This window comes from Acinetobacter sp. T63 (assembly GCF_053852345.1).
Map to the genome: position 1 here is coordinate 1,077,835 of NZ_CM132659.1, position 25,990 is coordinate 1,103,824.

At 46.7% G+C, this 25,990-nt stretch carries 22 protein-coding genes and 1 tRNA gene; 17 read left to right on the plus strand and 6 right to left on the minus strand.

Annotation, left to right across the window (positions count from 1 at the left end; genetic code table 11):
• Positions 1–108 precede the first annotated feature (108 nt).
• Positions 109–1,089 (plus strand): bile acid:sodium symporter family protein, encoded by a 981-nt coding sequence (locus ACVLR6_RS05170; protein WP_104488747.1) that lies wholly within the window; start codon positions 109–111, stop codon positions 1,087–1,089.
• A gap of 206 nt (positions 1,090–1,295) precedes the next feature.
• On the plus strand, positions 1,296–1,523 hold the full coding sequence (gene rpmE / locus ACVLR6_RS05175) for a 50S ribosomal protein L31 (protein ID WP_005176824.1): 228 nt from the start codon (positions 1,296–1,298) through the stop codon (positions 1,521–1,523).
• Between the two features lie 71 nt (positions 1,524–1,594).
• On the opposite strand, the gene ACVLR6_RS05180 is transcribed toward rpmE, so the two are convergent.
• Genes ACVLR6_RS05180 through epmB form a run of 3 tightly spaced genes read right to left on the minus strand, consistent with a single transcriptional unit; the run spans position 1,595 to position 6,476 of the window.
• A complete protein-coding gene (locus ACVLR6_RS05180; RefSeq protein ID WP_168381852.1) occupies positions 1,595–3,712 on the minus strand; it encodes an EAL domain-containing protein in 2,118 nt (705 codons plus the stop codon).
• Entirely contained in the window at positions 3,694–5,439 is a 1,746-nt protein-coding gene (locus ACVLR6_RS05185; RefSeq protein ID WP_171503190.1) for a GTPase, read from the minus strand. Before ACVLR6_RS05185 ends, ACVLR6_RS05180 begins: the two co-directional genes overlap by 19 nt.
• A 20-nt stretch (positions 5,440–5,459) precedes the next feature.
• Positions 5,460–6,476, minus strand: coding sequence for an EF-P beta-lysylation protein EpmB (gene epmB / locus ACVLR6_RS05190; RefSeq protein ID WP_104471883.1), 1,017 nt, complete (start codon positions 6,474–6,476; stop codon positions 5,460–5,462).
• Positions 6,477–6,854: 378 nt separating this feature from the next.
• On the opposite strand from epmB, the gene efp reads away from it, so the two are divergent.
• The 15 genes from efp to rnhB all read left to right on the plus strand — a co-directional run bounded on the left by efp (position 6,855) and on the right by rnhB (position 21,151).
• Positions 6,855–7,424, plus strand: a complete 570-nt coding sequence (efp, locus tag ACVLR6_RS05195; protein WP_005176835.1) for an elongation factor P — start codon at positions 6,855–6,857, stop codon at positions 7,422–7,424.
• Between the two features lie 172 nt (positions 7,425–7,596).
• Positions 7,597–9,696, plus strand: coding sequence for a carbon starvation CstA family protein (locus ACVLR6_RS05200; RefSeq protein ID WP_127799259.1), 2,100 nt, complete (start codon positions 7,597–7,599; stop codon positions 9,694–9,696).
• A gap of 11 nt (positions 9,697–9,707) precedes the next feature.
• Positions 9,708–10,007, plus strand: a complete 300-nt coding sequence (locus ACVLR6_RS05205) for a YbdD/YjiX family protein (protein WP_005176838.1) — start codon at positions 9,708–9,710, stop codon at positions 10,005–10,007.
• 97 nt (positions 10,008–10,104) lie between these two features.
• Positions 10,105–11,055 carry an AAA family ATPase gene (locus ACVLR6_RS05210; RefSeq protein WP_005176839.1) on the plus strand — a complete coding sequence of 317 codons (951 nt, stop codon included), beginning with the start codon at positions 10,105–10,107 and terminating at the stop codon, positions 11,053–11,055.
• A gap of 2 nt (positions 11,056–11,057) precedes the next feature.
• Positions 11,058–11,969 (plus strand): DUF58 domain-containing protein, encoded by a 912-nt coding sequence (locus ACVLR6_RS05215; RefSeq protein WP_168397362.1) that lies wholly within the window; start codon positions 11,058–11,060, stop codon positions 11,967–11,969.
• Between the two features lie 2 nt (positions 11,970–11,971).
• Complete coding sequence (locus tag ACVLR6_RS05220) at positions 11,972–13,981, plus strand: transglutaminase family protein (RefSeq protein WP_455995972.1); 2,010 nt, start codon at positions 11,972–11,974, stop codon at positions 13,979–13,981.
• A gap of 31 nt (positions 13,982–14,012) precedes the next feature.
• A tRNA-Val gene (locus tag ACVLR6_RS05225) sits at positions 14,013–14,089 on the plus strand.
• A 208-nt stretch (positions 14,090–14,297) separates the two neighbouring features.
• On the plus strand, positions 14,298–14,726 hold the full coding sequence (locus tag ACVLR6_RS05230) for an I78 family peptidase inhibitor (protein ID WP_005176977.1): 429 nt from the start codon (positions 14,298–14,300) through the stop codon (positions 14,724–14,726).
• Positions 14,727–14,951: 225 nt separating this feature from the next.
• Positions 14,952–15,170, plus strand: coding sequence for a hypothetical protein (locus ACVLR6_RS05235; protein ID WP_455995974.1), 219 nt, complete (start codon positions 14,952–14,954; stop codon positions 15,168–15,170).
• A gap of 344 nt (positions 15,171–15,514) precedes the next feature.
• A complete protein-coding gene (locus ACVLR6_RS05240; RefSeq protein ID WP_005176982.1) occupies positions 15,515–16,837 on the plus strand; it encodes an NCS2 family permease in 1,323 nt (440 codons plus the stop codon).
• Positions 16,838–16,904: 67 nt separating this feature from the next.
• On the plus strand, positions 16,905–17,903 hold the full coding sequence (locus ACVLR6_RS05245; RefSeq protein WP_160243389.1) for an adenosine deaminase: 999 nt from the start codon (positions 16,905–16,907) through the stop codon (positions 17,901–17,903).
• A 144-nt stretch (positions 17,904–18,047) separates the two neighbouring features.
• The gene (locus ACVLR6_RS05250) at positions 18,048–18,806 is read left to right on the plus strand and encodes an HAD-IIB family hydrolase (protein ID WP_168395102.1); all 759 of its coding nucleotides are present in this window, start codon (positions 18,048–18,050) and stop codon (positions 18,804–18,806) included.
• A gap of 13 nt (positions 18,807–18,819) precedes the next feature.
• Entirely contained in the window at positions 18,820–20,031 is a 1,212-nt protein-coding gene (locus tag ACVLR6_RS05255; protein ID WP_455995977.1) for a glycosyl transferase, read from the plus strand.
• Positions 20,032–20,133: 102 nt separating this feature from the next.
• Complete coding sequence (locus tag ACVLR6_RS05260; RefSeq protein WP_005177001.1) at positions 20,134–20,511, plus strand: hypothetical protein; 378 nt, start codon at positions 20,134–20,136, stop codon at positions 20,509–20,511.
• Positions 20,512–20,572: 61 nt separating this feature from the next.
• A complete protein-coding gene (rnhB, locus tag ACVLR6_RS05265) occupies positions 20,573–21,151 on the plus strand; it encodes a ribonuclease HII (protein ID WP_104500160.1) in 579 nt (192 codons plus the stop codon).
• Between the two features lie 66 nt (positions 21,152–21,217).
• On the opposite strand, the gene csrA is transcribed toward rnhB, so the two are convergent.
• The 3 genes from csrA to alaS form a co-directional block, all read right to left on the minus strand.
• The gene (gene csrA / locus ACVLR6_RS05270; RefSeq protein WP_016658388.1) at positions 21,218–21,472 is read right to left on the minus strand and encodes a carbon storage regulator CsrA; all 255 of its coding nucleotides are present in this window, start codon (positions 21,470–21,472) and stop codon (positions 21,218–21,220) included.
• Between the two features lie 244 nt (positions 21,473–21,716).
• Positions 21,717–22,997: an aspartate kinase gene (locus tag ACVLR6_RS05275; protein ID WP_160232502.1), complete on the minus strand. Its 1,281-nt coding sequence runs from the start codon at positions 22,995–22,997 to the stop codon at positions 21,717–21,719.
• A 60-nt stretch (positions 22,998–23,057) separates the two neighbouring features.
• A complete protein-coding gene (gene alaS / locus ACVLR6_RS05280; RefSeq protein ID WP_455995979.1) occupies positions 23,058–25,751 on the minus strand; it encodes an alanine--tRNA ligase in 2,694 nt (897 codons plus the stop codon).
• Positions 25,752–25,990 lie beyond the last annotated feature (239 nt).

Consider the following 25,990-nt stretch of genomic DNA (forward strand, 5'->3'; position numbering starts at 1 on the left):
GACTAGCTTTATTGTTCCGGCCCAGTAAGATGGAACTTTACCGTGAGGTAAAACCCGCTGACTGGGCTTTTTTATGTCGATGCAAAAATAAAATCACAGGATGTAGACATGCTAAAACTACTTGCATTGGATCGCTTTACCATATTGTTAATTGTGATGGTGATACTGGCCAGTATCGTGCCAGTCTCTGGACAGGTGGCTGAAGTCTTTGGCGTTATTACCACGGCGGCTATTGCGGTGCTGTTTTTTTTACATGGGGCAAAATTGTCCAGAGAGGCGGTGGTACAAGGCATCATGCACTGGCAACTGCATACGCTGGTGTTTGCGTTTACCTTCTTGTTATTTCCCGTCTTAGGTCTCATGGCCAAACCCGTATTACTGCCGTTGCTGGGACAGGAGCTGTACTGGGGCTTTTTATTTATGTGCTTCCTGCCCTCTACAGTGCAGTCTTCTATTGCCTTTACCTCGGTTGCACGCGGCAATGTCGCCAGTGCAGTCTGTAGCGCGTCTTTTTCCAATATTGCCGGCATGTTCATTACCCCGGTTCTGGTCAGCCTGTTTATTTTTGGCCAGTCGCAGCACGATTATGATCCGACCTCATCCATTATTCAGATTACCTTATTGTTATTGGTGCCTTTTATTCTGGGGCAATTGCTGCGGCCGTGGGTCTATCCATTTCTGGTCAAGTTCCCAAGTCTGGTTAAAGGCTTTGATCAGGGCACCATTTTAATGGTGGTCTATGGCGCCTTTAGTGGCGCCGTGGTGGCCGGACTGTGGAATGAAGTCAGTGGCACAACGTTACTGATTTTAACTGTGGCCTGTTCGGTACTACTGACTATCATCATGCTGCTGGCGCTGTACATCCCGAAATGGTTGGGCTTTAAACGTGAAGACCAGATCGCGATTTTCTTCTGCGGCTCTAAAAAAACCCTAGCCAGTGGTGTACCGATGGCGCAGATTCTGTTTATTGGCCAGCCTTTGGGCATGATTGTGCTGCCAATCATGATTTTCCATCAAATCCAGCTGATGGTCTGCGGCATTATTGCCAATTACTGGTCGAAGCAGCCTGAAATTGAGGACAAAGAATAATTCGCATATTGGCATAGATTCACGTATAATATGCCCCAACTTGTTGTGCTTAGCTCTGACGGTATCCGTCTCGGTGGGCCAAAAGAATGGTCTGTTGTGGTGTTGGTCTGCGGTTTATCTCGAATAAACAGCTTTTTTCCTCAGTCTTGAGAGTGATCAATTGCGACGACAGCAAAACCTTCTTTAATCTTATGGAGTAATCGACGATGCGCGCCGATATTCACCCAAAATATGAAAAATTAGTTGCTACTTGTTCATGTGGTAACGTGATCGAAACTCGTTCAGCTGTTGGTAAAGACACTCTTTACCTAGACGTATGTTCAGCTTGCCACCCATTCTACACTGGTAAGCAAAAGAACGTTGACACTGGCGGTCGTATCGACAAGTTCAAACAACGTTTTGCTGGTATGTCACGTTCTATCAAACGTGGTTAATACCCAGAATGAAAAAAACGGGCATTTGCCCGTTTTTTTGTGCCTGCACTTCAGGCGAAAAGTACAAGACCTTATTGGTCTTGTACATCAATGAGATGATCCAGTTTCTTCTGGAAGTAATCACCCTGAATATAACGGGCATCCACATTCCAGGCGTTGGCAAACAGGTTCATATCGTTTAGTTCATGTAGCACCACTTCCACCGGCTTGATTTCGCTAAACTGCTGAATCTGTTCCTGTAACTCCTGAGTCGCGCTATCTTGCATCAGTTTGCTGGTCAGCGATGGATGCAGGGTCACATATTGCACATCCAGCTGTTTAAGAATGGATTCGCTATACATCGACTGGCCAAATTCACGGATAGAAATCTCCGCACCGTGCTGATGCAGCAAATGCATCTGCTTTTGGGCATCCATCAGGTTCTGGCTCACATCTTCTTCAGAGAATTGCAGAATTAACGGATAAGCCTGCTGACTGCCCACAATGGTAATCAGTTTGGACACAAATTCCGGGAACGCGCGGTCTTGTAACAGCACATGCTTGTTCAGGTTAACAATCAGCTTGGCTTCCGGATATTGGGTAATGAAGTTGTGTAGCTGTTTGCAGGCTTCGACCAGAATCCAGCGATCCAGTTTAATTGAGAGTTCCGGATCTTCAGCCAGATCAACCAGCCCGGTCAGACTTTTCCATTCTGCTTGATGAATAAAGCCGCTGCTGACTTCATAGGTATATAAATTGCTGTCCTGTTTGTCATACAGTTGCTGGTATTTCAGATGAATTTCATTACGATCCAGGCTGTGGCGTAAGGCGCCTAATAGCGATGAAGCAGCGGTTTCGACCACAGGTGCAACCTTTGGCTCGACAATTTCCAGCGACAGATCGGTCATGGATAAATCCAGTCCGAGGCTTTGCTCATCTTTTTGCTGATAAGGCAGTGCGGTTACAAAGGCACGTTCCATCAGCTGTTCAAACTGGGTGCTGTCGGCAATTTCACCTTCTAGTACCGCATAGCCCATACGGAAATTCAGCGGATAACTTTGCCCATTGACGCTTAATAACTGCGGTTTACTCAGTGAGCTGAGACCAATCAGTTTGGAATGCAAAATGGTGGTTGATTCTGCCTGAAACAAGCCAATATAGATCGATGAATTGACCTTGAATAAAGGCACATTGGTCTGTTCTTTCAGGAAGGTTTTAATATTACCGAAATAGTTTTTCAGCGTAACCCAGTCCGATTGCAAGACTTTTTCAGGGCAGGAGGCCAGGGCAAATACCACCAGCGCATTAATTTTGGATGGCTGATTGTTCAGGGTGCGGTTAATCAGCTGATGGGTCGGCTGCTGACCAGCTGTGCTTTCATTGCTGGCCTTGGCTGGTGCTGTAGCAGCTTGCTGAATATCAATGGTCAGCTGCAAGGCATCTTCATCAGTGGCCGGTAAAAATTCCAGCTGTAGCGGATTTTGCGCGGCGACATGACTATTTAAAGAGCTGTAGCTGAAACGGCCTAAATCAAACTGACCTTGCGATACTTTTTTAAAGCGCAGTTTAAAATCGGCTAGATCTTCCGGTTGCAACAGGTCAAGCAAAGGCAGACCAATAATCTCATCTTCATTCTGAAAGCCAAACAGCTGTAAATATTCCTGATTGGCCTGTACATGAATGCCTTCCTGAATAATCGCCACCGCCTTGTTGCTGTCTTCCACCAGAGACTGCGCCTGCGTCTGGGCATTTTCCAGCTCTTCTTTGAGCTGGGCATGGGTTTGCTGCAAACGGCTGAAAGAGAGGGCACGAAGCAGACCCAGATAGAAACTGTCACTATCGTTCAGGTTGACCAGATCATAAATGCCTTTGCGGATGAGGGCGCTATATTGGGTGGCATCATAGTCTTCAGGTTGCAATAACACCAGCGGTAAATTCGGCTGTTTTGAGGCGCGAATCAGGGTCAGGGCCTGATCAATTTTCAAGTCGTAGGCGCGGCCAAAAATCACCACATCCCAGGTTAAATTCAGCTGTTTTTCAAAATTTTGCAGGTCATCGAGCAGGGTGGCCTGCACGGTATGTTCCTGTGCATTCAGCTGTTCGCAAATCTGATTAAAACGGATTTGGTTATCATCGATAATGAGTAAACGTGTTTCGGTACGTTTAAATTTTTTAGATAGTAAAGGATTTCTCACTTCAACGCTTCCCATAAATCTTGATTCTTAACGTCATTCATCTGCTTGTGAATAAAGGCATCGACTGTGGCTTGCTGCTGGTCATTTAACAGTTCAAAGTCAAAACGCATAAAGCTTTGAGTAATGAGTAACGGTTTAATTAAAAAGACTTTAATGTCTTCATCCCCCAAACGCAGCTGTACGGTCTGCTTGTCTCTTAATAATTGAATCCCCGGTAAAATAAGATGAGTGCTGACTTCATTTAGCTGTGAGCTCTGCATGAGCAGGGCAGGATGATAATGCCCGCTATGCCGGTCAGATTTCACATAGACGGCACATGGAATAATGTCCTGCGCCAGTACTTCAAGGCCCAGTTCCAGGGTTTTGTCAGTCGACTGTTTAATCCAGCGAATCACGCCGCCACGCCACGGACTTTGCGGATTTTCCTGCACCAGAATAAATTCACCGGTTTTAAGATGTTTCGGCGTTTCACCTTCCCATTTAATCCGGTAACCATTCACACTGATATCCATCACTTCCGCGCCGTAAATCTGTTTGGCTTCACGGTCCAGACTCTGGATTTTGCTGATGTCGGCAGTGGCATGACTGTGCATCTGGTTGATGAACTGGCTTTCACTCTGGAACTGGTAATTTTCACCCAGTTGCAGGGTTTCCTGAAAATTCTTGCCTTTAGACAAATAGAAGTGCGCCACGCTTAAGCCAAAACAGATTTTGACCCGGGCCGAATATTCATAACGTTCATGGCGACGCTCAGGATTATGAGTGAGCAGGGTATGAATATGAAAATGCAGGGCCGGAGTTAAAAACAGCTTTTCATTGCGGGAGAAATGTTCGGCCTTGCGGCCCTGATTTTCACTAATATGATCCAGCAGTGCCTGCGTCGAAATAAAAATACCCGGCTCAAAATCACCCGATTGATGCGAGTTATAAATTGGCGGATAGTCTTTGTTGGTATCGACAATATAGCGTGACAGGGTGGTTTCTTTGGGCAAAATCTGAATCAGCTTGACCCAGTCAAAACTGCAGAGATACAGCCCCTGAATTTCGGCCGGACGAATCTGATGGGAATTGAAAATATCCAGCAGGATTAATTGCGCATATGCCTGACTGATATTTTGCAGCTGATGCTGGGTGCCTTGCAGATGGTTAATATTGTTCTGAAGAAAATTGTGCTGCAGCGCGCAGTTAAACAGTTGATGCGCAGTGAGCCATTGCCCGGAAAATGGCGAGCTATATAGCATCTGTTGCTGATACAGCAATAAGGTCAGTTGTTGCAGCGCATAATAGGTGGCCACAGTCCGCGCAGTCTGCAGGTTCTTTTTCAGGTTAAAGGCAAAAATGGAAAACTTCTGCTGGGCCAGCTGGCGGTGACTGCGGCGCGCGATTTCAATATAGACTTTGGCAAAATGACTACGTAACAACAGCGCCAGCTCGATAATGTGCTCATTGCGGTCGCTGCTAATCAGACCCTGGTTAAAAAAGTGTTTTTCCAGGCTGGTCAGGACATTTTCCAGCGTCGGGTGAATGGCCTGAATCAGGTCAAAGCGCAAGGTTTCCTGACATTTGAGTTCAGAAATTTCCAGTAAGGCTTTGAACAAGGCTTTTGACGAGTCCCCAAGCTGTAAAATGGATAAGTCAGCTGCCCACTCCTGAATACTTTTGACAGAATTCTGGCAAAAACTGAGCTGTTCCAATTTCAGCTCAGTGGCAACCTGAAAAATATCTGAATGATTCATAGTCATCGTTGTTATTTAACTCAAATTCAAGCAGTTGAAACCCCAAAAAGCGGTGTTTTATTCTTTTCGCCCGCAATTTCCCTAACGAGTTTAGGAACCAGATAACCCGGCAAGTTCGCTAAAACCTCTTTATAAATAAGATCGATGTCCTGTGGCATCAGATCGAAATGATGTGCACCTTTCACTTTATCTAATACATGCAAGTAATACGGCATCACCCCAGCATCGAACAGGCGATAACTTAAATCGACCAGAACCTGAGCAGAATCATTCACCCCACGAAGTAAAACTGCCTGATTCAGGACGGTAATTTGATGTTTCACCAGTGTATTTAATGTACGGCAAGTGAAGTCATCCAATTCTGATGCATGATTTGAGTGTACCACCAGAATAATCCGTAGCCTACTGTTTTTTAATATGGAAATCAGCGCTTCATCGACACGGTTGGGGATTACAATCGGAACGCGTGAATGAATTCTCAAAAATTTAATCTGCGGCAGCGATTCCAGACGTTCAATCCAGCTCTGTAAACGTCGATTGGTTAACGTTAATGGATCACCGCCACTTAAAATCACTTCATTAATGTCGGGCTGAGATTCAATATATTGTTTGATGTTTAGCCAATCTTCATTTTTAGGCAGGTTGTCCTGATAGGGAAAATGGCGGCGGAAACAGTAGCGGCAATGTACCGCACAAGCCCCGGTCAGGGTCAGTAAAAAACGCGACTTATATTTGTGCAGGACACCCGGTTGCTGATTGGCCTGTTCTTCACCTAAGGGATCGGTGACAAATTCAGGATGATCTTCCAGTTCCAGATGATGTGGCAAGACCTGTAACAGCAGCGGATCAAAGGGATCGGCGACTTTCATTTTTCCGACGAATGCACGCGGCACACGTAATTTAAACTGTTCAGATGCCAGAATTGCGCCGGAGAGTAACTGTTCAGGCGACAGTTGCAGAAGATTCAGCAACTCTTGAGGATCGGTAATTAAATCACTGAGCTGTGATTGCCAGTTTTGCTGTTGATACAAATAGTTTGTCATGCCGGAAAAAGAATCATGGAAGTGGGAGGGCAAGGCCTAATCGTGCTAGTTTAACAGTTTGCAGGCGCTGGGAATGTGCTTTGTGTGCGAAAAATCAGGACATCCGGGCCAGGTGGAGTCCAGAGCGAGCTGCGCTGATTTTAAGCATCTGCCAGTTGGGAATAAAGCCGGTAGATGGATATCTGCTTGTAACTTAGGCAGCAGCGGCCGGTTAAACAAGAATTTTTCATTGCGGCAAGGCATATTGGTCATTTAGAATACGTCACATAAAATGAATGTGCATGTGGCAACTAATGTTCGTGTCAGACTTGCTAAATGACATCGCAACAGCCCGTAGCATCGATAGCTTAAAGTTAGTAAGTTTGGAGTGTGCCAGTCATGGCCAATTATTCTACGAATGAATTCAAGTCAGGCCTTAAGGTTATGCTTGATGGTAACCCATGTTCAATCATGGAAAACGAATACGTAAAACCAGGTAAAGGTCAGGCCTTCAACCGTGTGAAATTACGTAACCTTAAAACAGGTAAAGTATTAGAAAAAACTTTCAAATCTGGTGATTCACTAGAAGCTGCTGACATTGTAGAAGTAGAAATGGACTACTTGTACAACGACGGCGAACTGTGGAACTTCATGGATCCTGTAACATTTGAACAGATCGCAGCTGATAAAACAGCTATGGGCGATGCTGCAAAATGGTTAAAAGACGATTCTAATGAAAAATGTACCATTATGTTGTTCAACGGCGTGCCTTTAAACGTTAGCGCTCCGAACTTCGTGGTATTAAAAATTGTTGAAACTGATCCAGGTGTTCGTGGTGATACTTCTGGCGGTGGCGGTAAGCCAGCGAAACTTGAAACAGGTGCTGTGGTACGTGTTCCATTATTCGTTCAGCAAGAAGAAAGCGTTCGTGTAGATACCCGTACTGGTGAATATTTAGAACGTGCATAATGGTGTAAAAATATACTATTATCGAAGGGATGATGATCAATCATCCCTTTTTTTATGCCAAAGTCTTAGAGGCATAGAAAAATAACAGGCGTAAAGTCGCAAAGGAAAACAGCAGTACCTCGAACAACAACAATCAAGCTGATTTAAATGCATCGAAAATATGAGGGATTGAATGGAAACATTACCAACGAAGTCGAGCCTAACTTCGAAAATTATCTGGCTGCTCGTCGCTATTGTGGGTGCAGTGTCTTTCGGGATTCTGGCACTCAGCCGTGGTGAGCATGTAAACGCAGTCTGGCTGGTCCTCGCCGCCGCCTGTGTCTATAGCATTGCTTACCGCTTCTACAGTTTATTTATTGCCAATAAAGTCTTTGAACTCAATGCTAGGCGTTTAACTCCCGCGCATCGCCTGGCCGACGGTTTAGATTATGTTCCGACCAATAAAAGTGTCCTGTTCGGCCATCACTTTGCCGCGATTGCCGGTGCCGGACCGCTGGTTGGTCCTATTCTGGCAGCGCAAATGGGTTATTTACCGGGCACCATCTGGCTATTGGTCGGGGTAGTGCTGGCCGGTGCGGTACAGGATTTCCTGGTGCTGTTTATTTCGACCCGTCGTGACGGCCGCTCACTGGGTGAAATGGCCAAGCAGGAACTGGGCAGCTTTGCCGGTATTATCGTGATGCTGGGTGCACTTGGGGTGATGATTATCATCCTGGCGGTACTGGCGCTGGTGGTGGTGAAAGCCCTGACCAACAGTCCGTGGGGTGTATTCAGTATTGCCGCCACCATTCCGATTGCCATTTTTATGGGCATTTACATGCGTTTTATCCGTCCGGGTAAAATTGCAGAAGTGTCGATTATTGGTTTTGTGCTGATGATGCTTGGCATCATCTACGGTGAAAACATTGCGCAGCATCCGTACTGGGGACCGTTCTTTACCTTGTCAGGGACTGAGCTGACCTGGGCGCTAATCATTTACGGTTTTATTGCGTCGGTTTTACCGGTGTGGCTGTTATTGGCACCGCGTGATTATCTGTCAACTTTCTTGAAAATTGGTGTCATTGCAGGTCTGGCGATTGGTATTTTATTTGCCATGCCGGAAATGAAACTGCCAGCGGTCACCAAGTTTGTTGATGGGACTGGTCCGGTATTTGCCGGTTCGCTGTTCCCATTCCTGTTTATTACCATTGCCTGTGGTGCGATTTCCGGTTTCCACGCCTTGGTGTCTTCGGGAACCACGCCAAAACTGGTCAACAACGAACGCGATATCCGTATGATTGGTTATGGCGGCATGTTGATGGAGTCTTTCGTGGCGATTATGGCACTGATCTGTGCCGCGGTGCTTGATCCGGGTGTGTATTTCGCGATTAACTCGCCAGCGGCTTTACTGGGTACGTCGGTAGATACGGCTGCAGAAGCGGTGCGTAACCTTGGTTTTGTGGTCACGCCTGAAGCCTTGACCTTGCTGGCCCAGGAAGTCGGTGAAAACTCGATTCTGTCCCGTACTGGTGGTGCGCCAACCTTCGCAATTGGTATGGCTCATATCATCACCGAGATTTTCAATAGCCGCGAAATGATGGCGTTCTGGTATCACTTTGCCATTCTGTTTGAAGCGCTGTTCATTCTGACAGCGGTGGATGCCGGTACCCGTGCCTGCCGTTTTATGGTTCAGGATACCGTAGGTATTGTGATTCCTGCGGTGAAAAAATCTCACAACTTCTTTGGTAACTTGCTGGGGACAGCAGTTGCGGTGGCAGGTTGGGGCTTCTTCGTCTATCAGGGCGTGGTCGATCCACTTGGCGGGATTAACAGCTTGTGGCCACTGTTTGGTATTGGTAACCAGATTCTGGCTGCGATGGCGCTCATTCTTGGTACTGTCATCCTGTTCAAGATGAAGAAACAGAAATATGTCTGGGTGACCATCATCCCGACCGTGTTCCTGTTTATCACCTCGATGACTGCTGGCTGGCAGAAGATTTTCCACGAAAATCCGAAGATCGGCTTCCTGGCACAGGCAGAGCGTTTCAATACCGCGATTGCCAATAATGAAATTCTGGCACCGGCCAAAAGTATTGCGGAAATGCAGACTGTGGCAATGTCGAACCAGATTAATGCGGCATTGTGTGGCTTCTTTATGATTGTGGCGTTTGTGATGCTGTTTGCTGCGATTGGGGTGATTCGCCGTGCCTTGGCCAATCCGGAACCAACCGTGCATGAAGCAGAAGCAATTTACCGCAATCCTGAAGATATTCAGCCGGCCAAAGGCCATTAAGGAGCGAGAAGATGAATCTGAAATTTGCTCGAGCGGGTAAAACGGTGATTTATAAAATCATCAAAATGACCGTGATGTCGCAGAAGGATTTAATCCTGAATCCTAAAAACTGGTCGCGGATTGCCACATTGTGGCAGCGTTTGCAGCAAAGTTTCCGGCTGATGGTGGGGGTGCCTGATTATCAGACCTATCTGGAGCACATGCGGCAGCATCATCCGGATCTGGAAGCGATGGATGCCAAAACCTTTTACCGGCACTGTGTCGATTCACGTTATCCATCTTCCGGAAACCTGAAGAAGTGTCCGTGTTAAAAGTCTAGAAATCATCTGATTTCTTTAGAAAAAAAACAAAACGGTGTATGTTAGGGCATACACCGTTTTTATTTGGGGAATGAAGGTGATTTGGGGCATGAAACAGGATAAGAAATCGGAACCAGTACACGATCAGGCGCAGCTCCAGAGCGAGCTGCAGCGCTATGCACCCAAAATCCAGCAGTTCCTTGAACAGGTTAATCAGATTGTTCTGGATAAACAGCAGCAGACCAAACTGGCACTGGTCTGTTTACTGGCCGGCGGCCATGTGCTGTTTGAAGATTTACCCGGTCTGGGCAAAACTACCTTATCCAGCAGTCTGGCGCATTTGGCCGGACTGAAATTTCAGCGGATTCAGTTTACCAATGACATGCTGGCCAGTGATGTAATTGGGGTGAACATGTTTAATCAGAAAGAACATCAGTTTGAGTTTAAGCAAGGCCCGATTTTTACCCAGATTTTATTGGCCGATGAAATTAACCGCTGTAGCCCGAAAACCCAGAGTGCCTTGCTGGAAGCAATGGAAGAGGGCAACGTCACGGTCGATGGCGTGCGTTACGAACTGCCGCAACCATTTTGGGTCATTGCTACCCAGAATCCGCTGTTTCAAAGCGGAACCTATGCATTGCCTGAATCACAACTGGATCGCTTTTTAATGCGTTTATCACTGGGCTATCCATCGCGTTATGCAGAAAAACTATTGCTGCAGCAATCTTCCCGGCAGAGCCTGATTGCCAGTTTGCAGCATGTGTTTAGTGAAGATGAAATCCTGGAATTACAACAGCAGGTGCATCGGCTATATGTCAGTGACGCCGTGCAGGATTATATTCTGGATCTGGCCGAAGCCAGCCGTAAAAACCGGCATGGACTATCGACGCGCGGAGTACTGGCCCTGAAAAAAGCCGCCCAGGCACATGCGTTAATTGAACAGCGCAGTTTTGTCACTCCGGATGATGTACAAGCGGTTTTTGTGGCGGTGGTGGCACATCGTATTGGTTTAAGTGAGGGTGAAACCCAGCAGCTGCTGCAACAGGTGCAGGTCAGCTAAGTATGCTCGGGCAGAATTTTTGGCAGCACTGGCTGGAGAAACGCTTTCAATTCCAGCAGAAAAAACGCCTCACGCAAAAAGATGTGCTGGTATTTATTTATCAGCAGGGTTACTTATATCTGGTGCTTATCCTGATTACCTTTGTGGCCGGTATTAACTATGCCAATAACCTGATTCTGAGCTTCTGCTTTTTAATTAGCGCGATTTTATGTATCAGTTTTTATTTGACCTTTAAACAGCTGCATGGCTTGCAGCTTGAGGTGGTGGCACAGCAGGTCGGGCAGGCCGGGGAAAATGTCCAGCTGCACCTGTTTTTTCAGCAGGATACGCCACAGCTGCGTTATCTGTGGATTCAGGTCGATCAGCAATTGCATAAACTGGCGCTGAGTGAAGCCAAGCAGCAGTATACGCTATTTTTTTATACCGCCCAGCGCGGCAAGTTTCACTATCCGGCCATCCAGCTGTATTCAGTTTATCCCTTTGGTCTGGTGCGTGCCTGGACCTATCTGTATTTCAATGACTTTGCCTGGATTGCACCGAAAGCGGCACAGCACACCACTGAAAATAAACACAACCGGCACAACGAAGAACCGGATTTAGATGAATTTCGGGAGCTGCGCAGTTATCAGCTCGGAGATTCCTTGCAGGCAGTGTCCTGGAAACAGGTGGCGCGTGGCCAGGGCTTATACGTCAAGGTCTTTGAGCAATATCAGAATCAGCAGCAGCTTGAAATTGACTATGCGCAGATGCCCAGCACATCGCATGAAGAAAAACTCAGCCTAATGATGGGCCTAGTCGAGCAGTGTGAACAGCAGCAATGTGCCTATGCCCTGTATTTGCCGCAGGTAGAATTACCGGCCGCCTGTGGCGAGCAGCAATTGCTGCTCGCCAAACAACTGTTGGCGCAGGCATAAAGATGAATTCCAGTATCCGTATTTCGATTCTCTCAAGCCTGGGCCTGCTGTTACTGGCACAGCTGATCTATCTGCCTGTGCTGCTCAGTATAATTTTTATCATCATCCTGATTAGTCTGTATTTCAGTCTGCAGCCCGGGCGTCAGCCGATTGCTAAATACTGGACCTTTAGCCTGATTGCGCTGGCGCTGCTGAGTATTTATTTACAGTACCGCGCCTTTATTGGGGTAGAGGCCGGCGTGGCGGTGTTATCAACCTTTTTATTTGCCAAGGCCCTCGAAACCCGAACCCGGCGCGATGTGATTATCCTGTTCAATTTCGCGCTATTTGTCAGTGCCAGTTCCTTTTTGTTTAGCCAGTCAATCTGGATGGCCTTTATGGTCATTTTAAGCCTGCTCAGCTGTCTGATCGGGCTGTATCGCCTGCAAACCAGCGAATTTGAATATCAGGCTTCGGCTGTACAGGCCTTAAAGCGCGATGCCCGCCATGTGGGGCGTTTTGTGCTGTATGCACTGCCTTTTTTTGTCTTGCTGTTTACGTTTTTCCCGCGGCTACCGCCACTGTGGCATATTCCGATTCCGGAAAATAAAGGCATTACCGGAATTAGTGACAGCATGTCGCCGGGCGATATTGCCGAGCTGTCGCAATCCAGCGCACTGGCCTTTCGGATTATTGGCGATGTGCAGCAACTGCCACCACGACATGAACTGTATTGGCGGGCGATGGTGCTGGATGAATATGATGGCCAGCGCTGGCGTAGCAGCTTTGTTAACCAGCAGCCGTTAATGCGTAGCGATGTATTGCAGCCGGCGCAGGCGCGTAGTTTTGATTATCAATATCTGGCGGCTGACCCGGGCGTGCGTTGGGTGATGGGGCTGGAGAAATCGGTACCGCTGGAGCGCCGTTATTATAGCCAGCAGGATTGGGGCATTGTACCGCGGCGTTTAACCCAGCGGGTCGAGCCGATTCCGTTGCGCTGGATCGGCGATATCCAGGCTCAGACCGTGAGTAATGCTCATCTGAATTTACGCATCAATACTCAATTTCCGGTACAGCAGGACTTGCAGGCACAGCAACTGGCCCAGCGTTTATTTTTGCACAGCGGACAAGATCCCGAGCGTTATGTGCAGCAGGTGCTGCGCTGGTATCGGGAAAATGGCTTTGTATATACCTTAACCCCGGGGCGATTAGGGCAACATCGTGTTGATGAGTTCCTGTTTCAGTCACGTCAAGGTTTTTGTGAACACTATGCTTCCAGTTTTGTGATGCTGATGCGCTATGTTGGAATTCCGGCGCGGGTGGTCACCGGTTATCAGGGCGGAGAGCTGGCCCCAGATGGTAAAAGTTGGGAAGTACGCCAGTTAGATGCACATGCCTGGACCGAAGTGCTGTTAAACGGCAAATGGCAGCGTTTTGACCCGACAGCAATGATTAGTCCGCAGCGGGTTGAGCAGGGCATGCAAAACCTGATTGCGGAAGATCAGGCGGTATTGGGCGAGCGCGGCAGTGGCTGGACTTATCGGCATTATCATTTAATGAATAAACTGCGTATCTGGAGCGACTATGCCAGCTATCAATGGCAAAGCAAGGTGGTGGGCTATAATGCCGAGTCGCAGCGGGGCTGGCTGGCCAAACTGGGGCTACATTCCAGCTATGCCAATATCCTGATGCTGATACTGACCATTTTAGGTCTGCTGGGGCTATATATGGCCTGGTTGTATTATCAGCATCTTCGCCGGCAGCCAAAACTTGCCCAGCTGTTGCAGACGTTTTCGAAGCCGTTACCGCCTGAATTACAGAAAAAGCCTGCTGAAACGTTTAACATGTGGATGTCTCGTTTGGCGGCTCAGGCTGAGTCACAGCAGCATCATGTGTTTAAGCAGACCGTGCAGTTATATGAGCAGATGCAGTATGCATCTGAGCAGGTTTCTGAGGCAGATTTGAAAAAATTCAAAGCATTGCTGAATTCTTGTGCATCTGCATTGAAAAATCATAGAAAAGGCTTGTCATAAAATTTAAAAGTGAATATGATGCGTCACATATAGGCGTATAGCTCAGTTGGTTAGAGCGCTACGTTGACATCGTAGAGGTCTCCAGTTCGAGTCTGGATATGCCTACCAAATTCTAAAGGCTTATCAGTGAAATACTGATAAGCCTTTTTTAATGTCTGTAATTTCTCCATCCATCAATTTATCAGTAATAGCTCTATATAAGTCAAAGCTGTCCCTCATCAAGACTAACAAGAAGCTTTCTCCCTCTTTTGCAAAAAGACACAGCAGGTCCAGTAAAATTTGCTAGGCTAATATTTTTTATACAAGAATACTGCCCATGAAAAATATTGTTCTTTTTGCTGCGCTTGCAGCCTCGCTTATGGCCTGTAGCACCGTACAGCAACCCCCAGCACAGGTAGGACTTGCCAATCCGGCCAGTCAATATTGTATTGAACAGGGCGGCCGACTGGAAATTAAAGACGAACACAGTGGTCAGGTGGGCTATTGCCATTTGCCAGATGGCAGTATCGTTGAAGAATGGGCGCTGTTCCGTCAGCAGCCAGGCCAGTGTGTGGCAGAAGAAGCCAAAAAACTGATTGGGCAATCGGGCAGTTTGCCACAGAGCGAAATCAAGCAGCGGACCCAGGCCAAAATTGTTCGCAGCGTCCATCCTGGCCAGCCGGTCACCATGGATTATCGCGCTGACCGAGTCACAGTAACCATTGATCCGAACAGTAATAAAATTGTGCAAGCATCCTGCGGTTAAGGCTAAACAGTCCGCCAGTGCGGACTTTTTTATGGGTGTCAGGAAATTGAAATTTCAATAGGTGAGGGTAGGAGTGAGTTAAAGGCCAATTGAATGCTTGAATTGTTAAAATTTGATTAATACACAAACTGAAAGTTGTGACATGGTTAACATATTGTTTATTTTTCTGTTAGTATAAATTAAATTTGTTTAATAATAGTAAAGAACATGAGGCAAATCCTGATAGTGACCTTTATTGTCATGGTTGTCCTGTTAATGGTCTGGGTGTTTCAGCAGGAACAACACCGCAGACAACAAGAAATGCAGAATATTGTGCAGGAGGCACGCGACTTTCTGCATCTGATTGAACAAGATCGGGCTTCACATCGTTCATCGCTGGATGATCACATGCGACAGATCGAACCCTCTATTGAGCGGGCTGGAAGTTTAGGCCAAAAATTCTAATTCAGCATGAGATGCTCTGAATGAAAATTAAAGATAAATTTTAGAAACAATGAAAAATCAGTGTGATATAATTTACCCATTAGACAATTAAATTAGCGTATTTATTTTTTAAATAGTTGATTTAATTATGGTAAGTAAAGCTGCATAAAGTTATGCGGCTTTTTTGTTTAGAATTTATCTGATTTGAGCTGTTAAGGGCTCAAAGCATAATGGCTAAATAGACTTATCCTGTGCGTGTAACTTTTGGCATATCCGTTGCTTGGCAATGCTAGGGGTAGGGATGAATTTTCTCCGTACTTTCGCATCACTGTTGGGTATTTAAGTTTATTTACAAGGGCGAGGTCATGACGACTCCTAATCCATCTTCAGAAAATGTGCTTGAGCGCTTATTTAAGTTAAGCGAAAACAAGACCAGTTTTCGTACTGAGGTTCTTGCCGGTGTAACCACATTCTTAACTATGTGTTACATCATTATTGTCAATCCAATGATTTTATCCGAAACCGGGATGGATCACGGGGCTGTCTTTGTTGCAACCTGTCTGGCAGCCGCAATTGGTTGTCTGGTGATGGGACTGATTGCCAACTATCCGATTGCGTTGGCACCGGGTATGGGCCTGAATGCCTATTTCACCTATTCGGTTTGTCTGGGCATGGGTGTGCCTTGGCAAACTGCGCTGGCTGCGGTGTTTGTATCCGGTCTGGTGTTTATTGCCATCAGCATGTTCAAAATTCGTGAAGCCATTGTCAATGCCATTCCAATGTCCCTGAAACTGGCCATTGGCGGCGGGATTGGTTTATTCCTGGCCTTAATTGCACTAAAAAACGCAGGCATTATTGTCGATAACCCGGCGACTTTGGTGGGTCTGGGTGACTTGAAACAGCCTTCAGTGCTGTTGGCCTTATTTGGCTTCCTGATGATTGTGGTGATGCACCAATTCAAGGTGCGTGGTGCAATTATCATCAGTATTCTGGTATTAACGGCTATTTCTACGGCTTTGGGCTTAAGCGAATTTAAAGGTGTGGTCGGTGAAATCCCGTCTATCGCGCCAACGTTCATGCAAATGGACTTTGAAGGTCTGTTTACTGCCAGCCTGATCGGGGTGATTTTCGTCTTCTTCCTGGTCGATCTGTTTGACTCCACCGGTACCCTGGTCGGCGTTTCACACCGTGCAGGCCTGCTCAAAGATGGTAAATTGCCACGTTTGAAAAAAGCCTTATTTGCCGACTCATCTGCCATTGTAGCGGGTGCAGCACTGGGTACCTCTTCAACCACACCGTATATTGAATCGTCTGCCGGTGTTGCTGCGGGCGGGCGTACCGGTCTGACTGCGGTAGTGGTGGCGGTGCTGTTTGTACTGTGTTTATTCCTCGCGCCACTGGCCCAATCGGTACCAGGCTTTGCTACTGCACCTGCCTTGTTATTTGTGGGTGTGCTGATGATTCAGGGCATTGTACATATTGACTGGGAAGATATTACTGAAGCGGTTCCAGCCTTCCTGACCATCGTATTTATGCCATTTACCTACTCGATTGCAGACGGTATTGCCATGGGCTTTATTAGCTATGCGTTGATCAAGCTGTTGACCGGTAAAGCCTCATCTGTGCCATATATGGTGTGGATTATTGCAGTATTGTGGGCATTAAAATTCGCGTTATTTGGCGGTTAATCCCCAGCAACCATTTTGAGGGTGTAAACTCGGTTTGCACCCTTTTTTATTTTCATGAGGATGAGAGATGAATCAACTTGAGCTGATTCGCGCCTTACCCAAGGCAGAGTTGCATGTCCATATTGAAGGGACGTTTGAGCCGGAACTGATGTTTGCCATTGCGCAGCGTAATAATATTGCCATTCCATATCAGTCAGTCGAGGAAGTCAAAGAGGCCTATAACTTTCATAACCTGCAGTCGTTTTTAGACATCTATTATGCCGGTGCCAATGTACTGGTACATGAGCAGGACTTTTATGATCTGGCCTGGGCCTATTTTGAAAAGTGTGCAGAAGATCAGGTGGTACATACCGAAATGTTCTTCGATCCGCAAACTCATACTGACCGCGGGATTGCCTTTGCGACAGTAATTAACGGTTTGCAACGTGCCTGTGATGATGCACAAAGCAAACTGGGCATCAGTTCCCGTTTAATCATGTGTTTCTTGCGTCATCTTAGCGAAGAAGCAGCATTTGTAACGCTGGAACAGGCACTGCCGTATAAAGAACAGATTATTGCAGTCGGTCTGGATTCCAGCGAAGTGGGGCATCCGCCTGCTAAATTTGCCCGCGTTTTTGCCAAAGCCCGTGAATACGGTTTCTTGGTGGTGGCGCATGCCGGTGAAGAAGGTCCACCAGAATATATCTGGGAAGCACTGGACTTGCTGAAAGTGAATCGTATTGACCACGGCGTGCGTTCTGAAGAAGATCCGGCACTGATGCAGCGTCTGATTCAGGATGAAATGCCGCTTACGGTGTGCCCGCTCAGTAATTTAAAACTGTGCGTGGTGCAGGATATGCGGCAGCACAATATCCGCCGTTTGTTACAGCAGGGCGTGAAGGTGACGGTTAACTCGGATGATCCGTCTTATTTCGGCGGCTATATGAATGACAACTTTATTGCCATTACCGAAGCGTTAGATTTAACGGCAGATGAGTTAAAGCAACTGGCGATTAACTCTTTTGAAGCCTCGTTCCTGCCAGCAGCGCAGAAACAGGCCTGGATTGAAAAAATCCAGGCGCTATAAGCGCATCTAGTTTCATAAAATGATGAAAAAATAGGCCTACTTCATGTAGGCCTGTTACTTTCTTGTTATAAAAAAGTAAGTTAAAGCAATATTAGGCTAAGAATCTTATAGGATTCTACACAGATAAAGCCAATATAAGTACAGATGCCAAAATTTATAATTTTTACAGATTTAGATGGGACTTTATTAAATCATGATAATTACAGCTATGGGCAGAACACAGAGCTGATCCAGCGATTAATTCCGGATTCTCCGGTTATTTTATGTAGCAGTAAAACCGCAGCGGAAATCCGCCATTTGCAGCAACAGCTCGGTTTAAGCGGCATGCCTTTTGTGGCTGAAAATGGGGCATATATCTATTTTAATGCGCAGCATGACTATCAAAGTCCCTTATCCAGTACCGACATTGCGGTGCAACTACAGCAGTTAAAAGCAGACTATGGCTTAAATTTTCAATGCTTTAGTGATTGTGATGCCGCGCAGATTGCAGCGCTGACCGGTTTGGCGCTGGACGATGCAGCACGGGCTTTAGAGCGTCCGTATAGCGAAGTCATTATCTGGAATCCGGACAGCCGAGCCGAAGATGAAGCGACATTGTCGCAATATCTGGCCAGTAATTTGCATATGCTTCATGGTGGACGCTTTAGCCATATTTTAAGCCGGGACTGTGATAAATCGCTGGCAGTGAACTGGCTGAAACAGTTTTATCCGGCACAAACGGTATGTATCGGGCTGGGGGACAGTGAAAACGATCTCGATATGCTGAAAGCCTGTCAGCATGCTGTGGTGGTCAAACGGCCGTATAAAGCAGCATTGGCATTAGAACACGATTCTGTGTACTTCACCCGGCAGCAGGCACCAGCGGGTTGGGCAGAAGGATTACAGTACTTTTTACAACAATAAACTGGAGAGGATGATGGTCGATTTTGCACAAGAAGGCATGATTACAACAATACATGATTTAAAACAGCGCCATCTACATGAATATGAACAGGAACTTCGCGAATTTACCAAGTCCAAACCGGTCACCTTAATTTTACCTTCCTTATATTCCGAGCTTGAACATCCGGCCTTAACCCAGATTGTCGAAGAGTTGAAAGGCGCTGATTATATCCAGCAGATTATTATCGGTCTGGATCAGGCCAATGCGGAGCAGTTTGCTCATGCGCGGGAATTTTTCTCGGTATTGCCGCAGAACCATGTGATTTTATGGAATGATGGGCCACGTTTGCAGCAGCTGCATCAGCAGTTAAATCAGTTAAATGTCGCGCCTTTGCAGCGTGGCAAAGGTCGTAATGTCTGGTATTGTGCCGGTTATGCCATGGCCGAAGGCAAGAGTCAGGTGGTGGCCATGCACGATTGCGATATTCGTACCTATAAGCGTGACATGCTGGCCCGGCTGATTTATCCGATGGTACATCCACAATTCAGTTTCCAGTTTTCTAAAGGTTATTATGCGAGGGTGGCTGACCGGAAAATGAATGGTCGGGTATCACGTCTGCTGGTGTCACCTTTATTGCAGGCGCTGAAAAAAGTCTTCGGGCCGCTGGATTATCTGCTTTATCTTTCAGCCTTTCGTTATCCCTTGTCTGGAGAGATGGCAATTCATGTCGAAGCACTGAGTGACCTGAAGGTGTCGGGCGATTGGGGCCTGGAAATTGGCGTGCTCTCGGAAATTTACCGCAACTATTCCACCAAGCGCATCTGTCAGGTCGATATTGCCGATGATTATGAACATAAACATCAGGAAGTCACCACCGCCAATGGGGATGGTGGCCTAAAACGGATGAGCCGGGATATCGCACTGGCATTTTTCCGTAAGCTGGCGGCGCTGGGGGTGCAGGTCAGTCTGGACAATATTCGGATTATCCGCGCGGCCTATTATCGTAATGCGCTGGATCTGATTGATCACTATTATTATGATGCCACCACCAATGGCCTGAACTATGACCGGCACAGCGAAGAAAATGTGGTGGAATTATTTGCTCAGAGTATTGTCGAGGCAGGGGAGCAGTTTATGAATTATCCGAACCAGCAGTCTTTTATTCCAAGCTGGAACCGGGTGCAATCGGCCTGTCCAACGGTATTTGCGGATATGAAGCAGGCAGTTGCCCTGGATAATGCTTAAATTTGCCATTTATTTGTGCATTGCGGTCAAAAAGATAAACCGAATCCGCGCTAAAGCCCTTAAAATAGGCCGGTAAAATGACGCAAAACTGAAGGAAAATACATGAAAAAGTTGGCTTATGTTTTAGCACCGCTGGCATTACTGTTAAGCGCATGTGCATCTACAGGCACCACTCAGCCTACAGCGGCAACAACGACCCAGCAATTGGGCGGCGCAGCACTGAAAATTGCGATTAATGCCAAATGTGTCACCGAGCTAAACAACATTCCGGCATGGCAAACGGCCACCAAAGTCATGACCAGCACCCAAAAGCAAAATATCCAGACTGAAATCTGTGGTTGTGTCAGCGAAAAAGCACCACAAAATGTGACTGCGGTAGACTTGGCGACAGCAGCGATTGACCCGGCAGCGCGTGCCACCATTGTGAGCAATGTTGTATCAAAAACCATTCATGCTTGTGTGCAAGAAGCAGTACAATAAGCGCAAGATGAAAGAAATAGGCTGACAGGTTCAGCCTATTTTATTGAAGGTAATAATGTCGATGAAAATTGCTGGTGTAGATGAAGCAGGGCGCGGGCCTCTGGTGGGAACCGTGGTGGCTGCGGCAGTCATTCTGGATCCGAACAATCCGATTGCGGGCTTGAATGATTCCAAGAAACTGAGTGAAAAGAAACGTGAAAAGTTATTCATTGAGATTCAGGAAAAAGCCTTGGCTTGGGCCATTGCTGAAGCCAGTCCGGCTGAAATTGACGAGCTGAATATTTTACAGGCCTCATTGCTGGCTATGCGCCGTGCGGTTGAAGCCTTGCAGGTCCAGCCCGATCAGGTCCTGGTCGATGGCAATAAAATTCCGCAAGGACTAAACATGCCGTGTGAAGCGGTGGTGGGTGGAGATGCCTTGCACGCCGAAATTTCCGCAGCCAGTATTCTGGCCAAAGTCACCCGTGACCGGCAGATGCTGGAACTGGACCAGAAGTTTCCACAGTTTGGTTTTGCCAAACATAAGGGCTATCCGACCAAAGCGCATTTTGAAGCAATAGCTTTGCATGGCGTGACTACAGAGCATCGCCGTAGTTTTGGACCTGTACGTAAAGCGCTGGCTTTGCTGGAGCAACAATAATTTTGAAGCGCTGAAAAAAACTTAAAGCGGCCGTAGAGCCGCTTTATAACAAGATAACTTTAAGTCTTAACGGTTAAAGTTATTTTGTGGGTAATTATCATCTTCATAAGAAGGCTGATAATCCTGATCGAGATGTTGCAAATGCTCATGCATGGCACGTTCATGTTGAATACGTTGATAAATTTCTTCACGATGAACAGACACTTCTTTTGGCGCATTCACACCAATACGCACCTGGTTGCCTTTGACACCAAGTACAGTAACACTGACTTGATCCCCAATCATTAATGTTTCTCCGACACGTCGGGTCAGAATCAGCATGTTTATCTCCTTGCAAAATGCTAAACCTGCATTGATTTGAAAGTTTTGAAAAGCACAAAATATTTCAAGCGAAATTTTATCAGAACTCTCCCTGACAAAACCTTGTCGGATACAATTCTGTTAAGATTTCTAATTCTCATTATTTCAATATAACAGAGCCACTATAAAAAATACTATAGTGGCTCTGATTTTTTGTAGTTTTTCGCAATATTGTCTGACAATTCCAATAATTGCTGACTACAGATTAAGCACGCGGGCTTGATTCACCTGACTCGCGGTCTAAACCGAACGCCGTGTGCAGTGAACGAACTGCAAGCTCTAAATAGTTTTCTTCAATAATCACTGAAATTTTGATTTCAGAGGTCGAGATCATCAGAATGTTGATGCCTTCGTCTGCAAGTGCGGTGAACATTTTGCTCGCTACGCCAGCATGTGAACGCATACCCACGCCGACAATTGACACTTTCACGATGTCGTCACGGGTTGCAACTTCACGTGCACCAATTTCCTGTGCAGTCGCTTCAAGAATCGCTTTGGCTTTGGCCAGTTCACCGCGATTTACGGTAAAGGTGAAATCAGTGGTGCCATCTTCTTCAACGTTCTGGATAATCATATCCACTTCAATGTTGGCAGCGCCAATTGGGGCCAAGATTTTAGAGGCAATACCTGGCTCATCTGGCACACCGAGAATAGTCAGTTTAGCTTCGTCACGGTTAAACGCGATACCTGAGATAATTGGCTGTTCCATGTTGTCTTCCAATTCAGTAGTAATAAGAGTTCCGACGTTGTTTTTAAACTCTTCGTCAAATGCACCATCGTTGTCGTTATCGAAGCTAGATAGTACGCGTAAAGGCACCTGATATTTGCCAGCAAATTCTACAGAACGGATTTGCAGGACTTTTGAGCCTAAAGATGCCATTTCCAGCATTTCTTCAAAGGAAATACGATCCACTTTTTTTGCTTTTGGCGCAACACGCGGGTCAGTGGTGTATACACCATCAACATCGGTGTAGATCTGGCATTCATCTGCTTTTAATGCTGCGGCTAACGCAACACCGGTTGTATCTGAACCACCGCGGCCTAAAGTTGTGGTATTGCCTTGCTCGTCTACACCCTGGAAGCCTGCAACCACAATCACACGGCCGGCATCTAAATGACCGGTCATGACATCGGTGTCAATCGCTTCAATACGGGCTTTGGTGAACGCGCTGTCAGTTTTAATTCCGACTTGGCGACCGGTTAGAGATTTAGCTTCTACGCCAATAGAATTGAGCGCCATAGCTAACATGGAAATCGTTACCTGCTCACCCGTAGAAACCATCTGGTCAAGTTCACGTGGGTCAGGGGTGTCGGTAATGGCTTTCGCGAGAGCGAGCAGGCGATTGGTTTCGCCACTCATTGCTGATACAACAACGACCACCTTGTGGCCATGGTCATGCCAGCGCTTTACGCGACGAGCAACATTTAAAATGCGCTCGGGCGTACCCATAGAAGTACCGCCATATTTTTGAACGATTAATGCCATAGTTGTTCCATATAAGCCATGACCCTGATTGCCGCCAGGGTCAGTTACACAAAAGTGAAGTTATTTTGCTTCCAGCCAGGCAGTTAACTCTGCCATCACGGTTGCAAACTTCTCGTTTAGTGGCGCGCCACCTTGTGCTAAGTCAGGTTTACCACCACCTTTACCACCAAGCTCAGTAGCCAAGTGTTTGATGATGTCACCTGCTTTAATAGACGTAGTGAAGTCTTTTGCAACGGATGCAATCAGGCTCACTTTGTCACCCTCTACACCGGCAAGTACAATCACTGCGTTGTCTAATTTTGATTTCACACCGTCATGCAGGTTGCGCAGTGCTTTGGCATCCATACCCTGAACAGTGGTAATAAGTGTTGCACGGCCAGCAATGGTCTGAACTTGGCTTAAAAGTTCACCCGCTTGCAGGCTGGCCAGTTTCTGATTCAGCTGTTCAATCTGTTTTTGCAGGCTAGAGGCTGTTTCAACAATTGCTTCAACTTTCTCAATGGTTTGCTCTTTCTGTGCTTTTAACAGCGCATTAATGGTGTTGATGTCACGATCAGCTTTTTGCGCAGCTTCAATCGCTTTGGTGCCTGTCACCGCTTCAATACGACGCACGCCTGCAGCCACACCACCTTCAGAGGTGATTTTGAACAGACCGATGTCACCAGTGCGTTTCACGTGAATACCGCCACATAGTTCGATCGAGAAGTTTTTCTCTTCAATTACTGAACCCATAGACAGTACGCGAACTTCATCACCGTATTTTTCACCGAACAGCATCATCGCGCCTTTGGCTTTCGCAGATTCGATATCTAACAGCTCAGTGGTCACTTCGGTATTGGCAATCACTTCAGCATTCACCAGACGCTCAATTTCTTGCAGCTGTTCAAATGAAACCGGCTGGTCGTTGGCAAAGTCAAAACGTAATACGTCTGATGCAACCAGTGAGCCTTTTTGCTGTACGTGTGAGCCCAGAATTTGACGCAGCGCAGCGTGCAGCATGTGAGTCGCCGAGTGGTTGCGTGCAGTTGCAGCACGAATGTCCGCTTTGACAATTGCTTCCACGTTTTGTGCTGCTTTCAGGCTACCCATGGTCACAATACCTTGGTGTACAAAAGCGCCGCCCGATTTTTTGGTGTCTTGCACTTCAAAAATACCGGTGTCGTTTTTGAAAATACCGGTATCACCGATCTGACCACCGCTTTCTGCATAGAATGGCGTCTGGTTCAGGACGATCAGTGCTTCATCACCTTCAGCGACTTCGTCAACCTGTTCGCCATCTTTATAGATGGCAATGATTTGACCTTGACCTGCAGTGGCATCGTAACCATCAAACTGGGTTTCACCATCCACTTTGACTACGCTGTTATAGTCGATGGCAAATTTACCGGCATCACGTGCACGTTGACGCTGTGCTGCCATTTCAACTTCAAAGCCAGCTTCATCAATGGTTAGGTCGCGTTCACGGGCAATATCTGCGGTTAGGTCGGTCGGGAAACCGTAAGTGTCATACAGTTTAAATACCACTTCGCCTGGAATCACAGAACCTTTTAAGTTCGCCAGTTCGCCTTCAAGCAATTTCAAACCTTGCTCAAGTGTTTTGGCGAATTGTTCTTCTTCTTTCAGTAATTGCGCTTCAATACGTGCTTTTTGAGCTTCCAGTTCAGGATACGCCGCACCCATTACTTCAATCAGCGGTTGCAGCATTTTGTGGAAGAATGAACCGGTTGCACCGAGTTTGTTACCATGACGCACGGCACGGCGGATAATACGGCGCAGTACATAACCACGTCCTTCGTTAGACGGATTGACGCCATCTGCAATCAGGAAGCAGCAAGAACGGGCATGGTCAGCCACCACTTTAAGTGAAGCTGGATATTGTACCGGTGTGCCTTTTTCTTTGGCTTCCGCTTCAAGTGCAGAGGTATCTAGACCAATAATTTCAGCTGCTGCTTTTAAAAGATGCTGGAACAGGTCAATTTCGTAGTTGGAGTTGACGTGCTGTAATACGGCAGAAATACGTTCCAAGCCCATACCGGTATCGACCGAAGGAGCAGGAAGCGGGTGCAATACGCCATCAGCAGTACGGTTGAACTGCATAAAGACGTTGTTCCAGATTTCAATGAAACGGTCGCCATCTTCTTCAGGTGTGCCAGGTAGGCCACCCCAGATATGATCGCCATGGTCAAAGAAAATTTCAGAACATGGACCGCATGGACCGGTATCACCCATAGCCCAGAAGTTATCAGATGCGTATTTCTCGCCTTTGTTGTCGCCAATACGGATAATACGTTCTGGTGCTAAACCGATTTCCTTGTTCCAGATGTCGAATGCTTCGTCATCGGTGTGGTAAACCGTGGCATACAGTTTGTCTTTTGGCAGGGCTAACCATTCATCACCGGTCAGGAATTCCCAGGCAAACTTGATCGCATCACGCTTGAAGTAATCACCAAAAGAGAAGTTACCCAACATTTCAAAGAAGGTGTGGTGACGCGCGGTATAACCGACGTTATCTAAGTCGTTGTGTTTACCACCGGCACGTACACATTTTTGTGAAGATACGGCACGGACATAATCGCGCTTTTCCAGACCTAAGAAACAATCTTTAAACTGGTTCATACCAGCATTGGTGAACAGCAACGTTGGGTCGTTGGCGGGAACCAGAGAACTCGACGCGACACGTGTATGCCCTTGCGATTCAAAGTAACGCAAAAATGCTTCACGAATTTCAGCTGATGTCATAAAACGAGTACTCACAACCAAGTCACTCCATAATTCTCGATTTGGCTAAAAGCATAACAGTCTGACAAGATTTTCTCTGCTGTTATACGGGCTTAAAATTTAAAAACGCCAAATTATAACGGAAAAAGCCACACTCACCAATGATTTTAAAGTGTTTTGATGACAAATCTGCGGCGAAAACCCAAACCTCAAAGTCATCTAATCTGCTGTGAAATCACAAGCTGTTGTCATTGCTGCGGTTTAGCCAGTTACCG

What these genes read in the sequence shown, in the direction of transcription:
- ACVLR6_RS05170 (WP_104488747.1), top strand. Translation starts at nt 109, where the DNA reads ATGCTAAAACTACTTGCATTGGATCGCTTTACCATATTGTTAATTGTG.
- ACVLR6_RS05260 (WP_005177001.1), top strand. Translation starts at nt 20,134, where the DNA reads ATGAAAAAGTTGGCTTATGTTTTAGCACCGCTGGCATTACTGTTAAGC.
- epmB (WP_104471883.1), bottom strand. Translation starts at nt 6,476, where the DNA reads ATGACAAACTATTTGTATCAACAGCAAAACTGGCAATCACAGCTCAGT.
- csrA (WP_016658388.1), bottom strand. Translation starts at nt 21,472, where the DNA reads ATGCTGATTCTGACCCGACGTGTCGGAGAAACATTAATGATTGGGGAT.
- ACVLR6_RS05240 (WP_005176982.1), top strand. Translation starts at nt 15,515, where the DNA reads ATGACGACTCCTAATCCATCTTCAGAAAATGTGCTTGAGCGCTTATTT.
- rnhB (WP_104500160.1), top strand. Translation starts at nt 20,573, where the DNA reads ATGAAAATTGCTGGTGTAGATGAAGCAGGGCGCGGGCCTCTGGTGGGA.
- ACVLR6_RS05180 (WP_168381852.1), bottom strand. Translation starts at nt 3,712, where the DNA reads ATGGGAAGCGTTGAAGTGAGAAATCCTTTACTATCTAAAAAATTTAAA.
- ACVLR6_RS05230 (WP_005176977.1), top strand. Translation starts at nt 14,298, where the DNA reads ATGAAAAATATTGTTCTTTTTGCTGCGCTTGCAGCCTCGCTTATGGCC.
- ACVLR6_RS05220 (WP_455995972.1), top strand. Translation starts at nt 11,972, where the DNA reads ATGAATTCCAGTATCCGTATTTCGATTCTCTCAAGCCTGGGCCTGCTG.
- rpmE (WP_005176824.1), top strand. Translation starts at nt 1,296, where the DNA reads ATGCGCGCCGATATTCACCCAAAATATGAAAAATTAGTTGCTACTTGT.
- ACVLR6_RS05275 (WP_160232502.1), bottom strand. Translation starts at nt 22,997, where the DNA reads ATGGCATTAATCGTTCAAAAATATGGCGGTACTTCTATGGGTACGCCC.
- ACVLR6_RS05255 (WP_455995977.1), top strand. Translation starts at nt 18,820, where the DNA reads ATGGTCGATTTTGCACAAGAAGGCATGATTACAACAATACATGATTTA.
- ACVLR6_RS05200 (WP_127799259.1), top strand. Translation starts at nt 7,597, where the DNA reads ATGGAAACATTACCAACGAAGTCGAGCCTAACTTCGAAAATTATCTGG.
- ACVLR6_RS05210 (WP_005176839.1), top strand. Translation starts at nt 10,105, where the DNA reads ATGAAACAGGATAAGAAATCGGAACCAGTACACGATCAGGCGCAGCTC.
- efp (WP_005176835.1), top strand. Translation starts at nt 6,855, where the DNA reads ATGGCCAATTATTCTACGAATGAATTCAAGTCAGGCCTTAAGGTTATG.
- ACVLR6_RS05245 (WP_160243389.1), top strand. Translation starts at nt 16,905, where the DNA reads ATGAATCAACTTGAGCTGATTCGCGCCTTACCCAAGGCAGAGTTGCAT.
- ACVLR6_RS05250 (WP_168395102.1), top strand. Translation starts at nt 18,048, where the DNA reads ATGCCAAAATTTATAATTTTTACAGATTTAGATGGGACTTTATTAAAT.
- ACVLR6_RS05215 (WP_168397362.1), top strand. Translation starts at nt 11,058, where the DNA reads ATGCTCGGGCAGAATTTTTGGCAGCACTGGCTGGAGAAACGCTTTCAA.
- ACVLR6_RS05185 (WP_171503190.1), bottom strand. Translation starts at nt 5,439, where the DNA reads ATGACTATGAATCATTCAGATATTTTTCAGGTTGCCACTGAGCTGAAA.
- ACVLR6_RS05205 (WP_005176838.1), top strand. Translation starts at nt 9,708, where the DNA reads ATGAATCTGAAATTTGCTCGAGCGGGTAAAACGGTGATTTATAAAATC.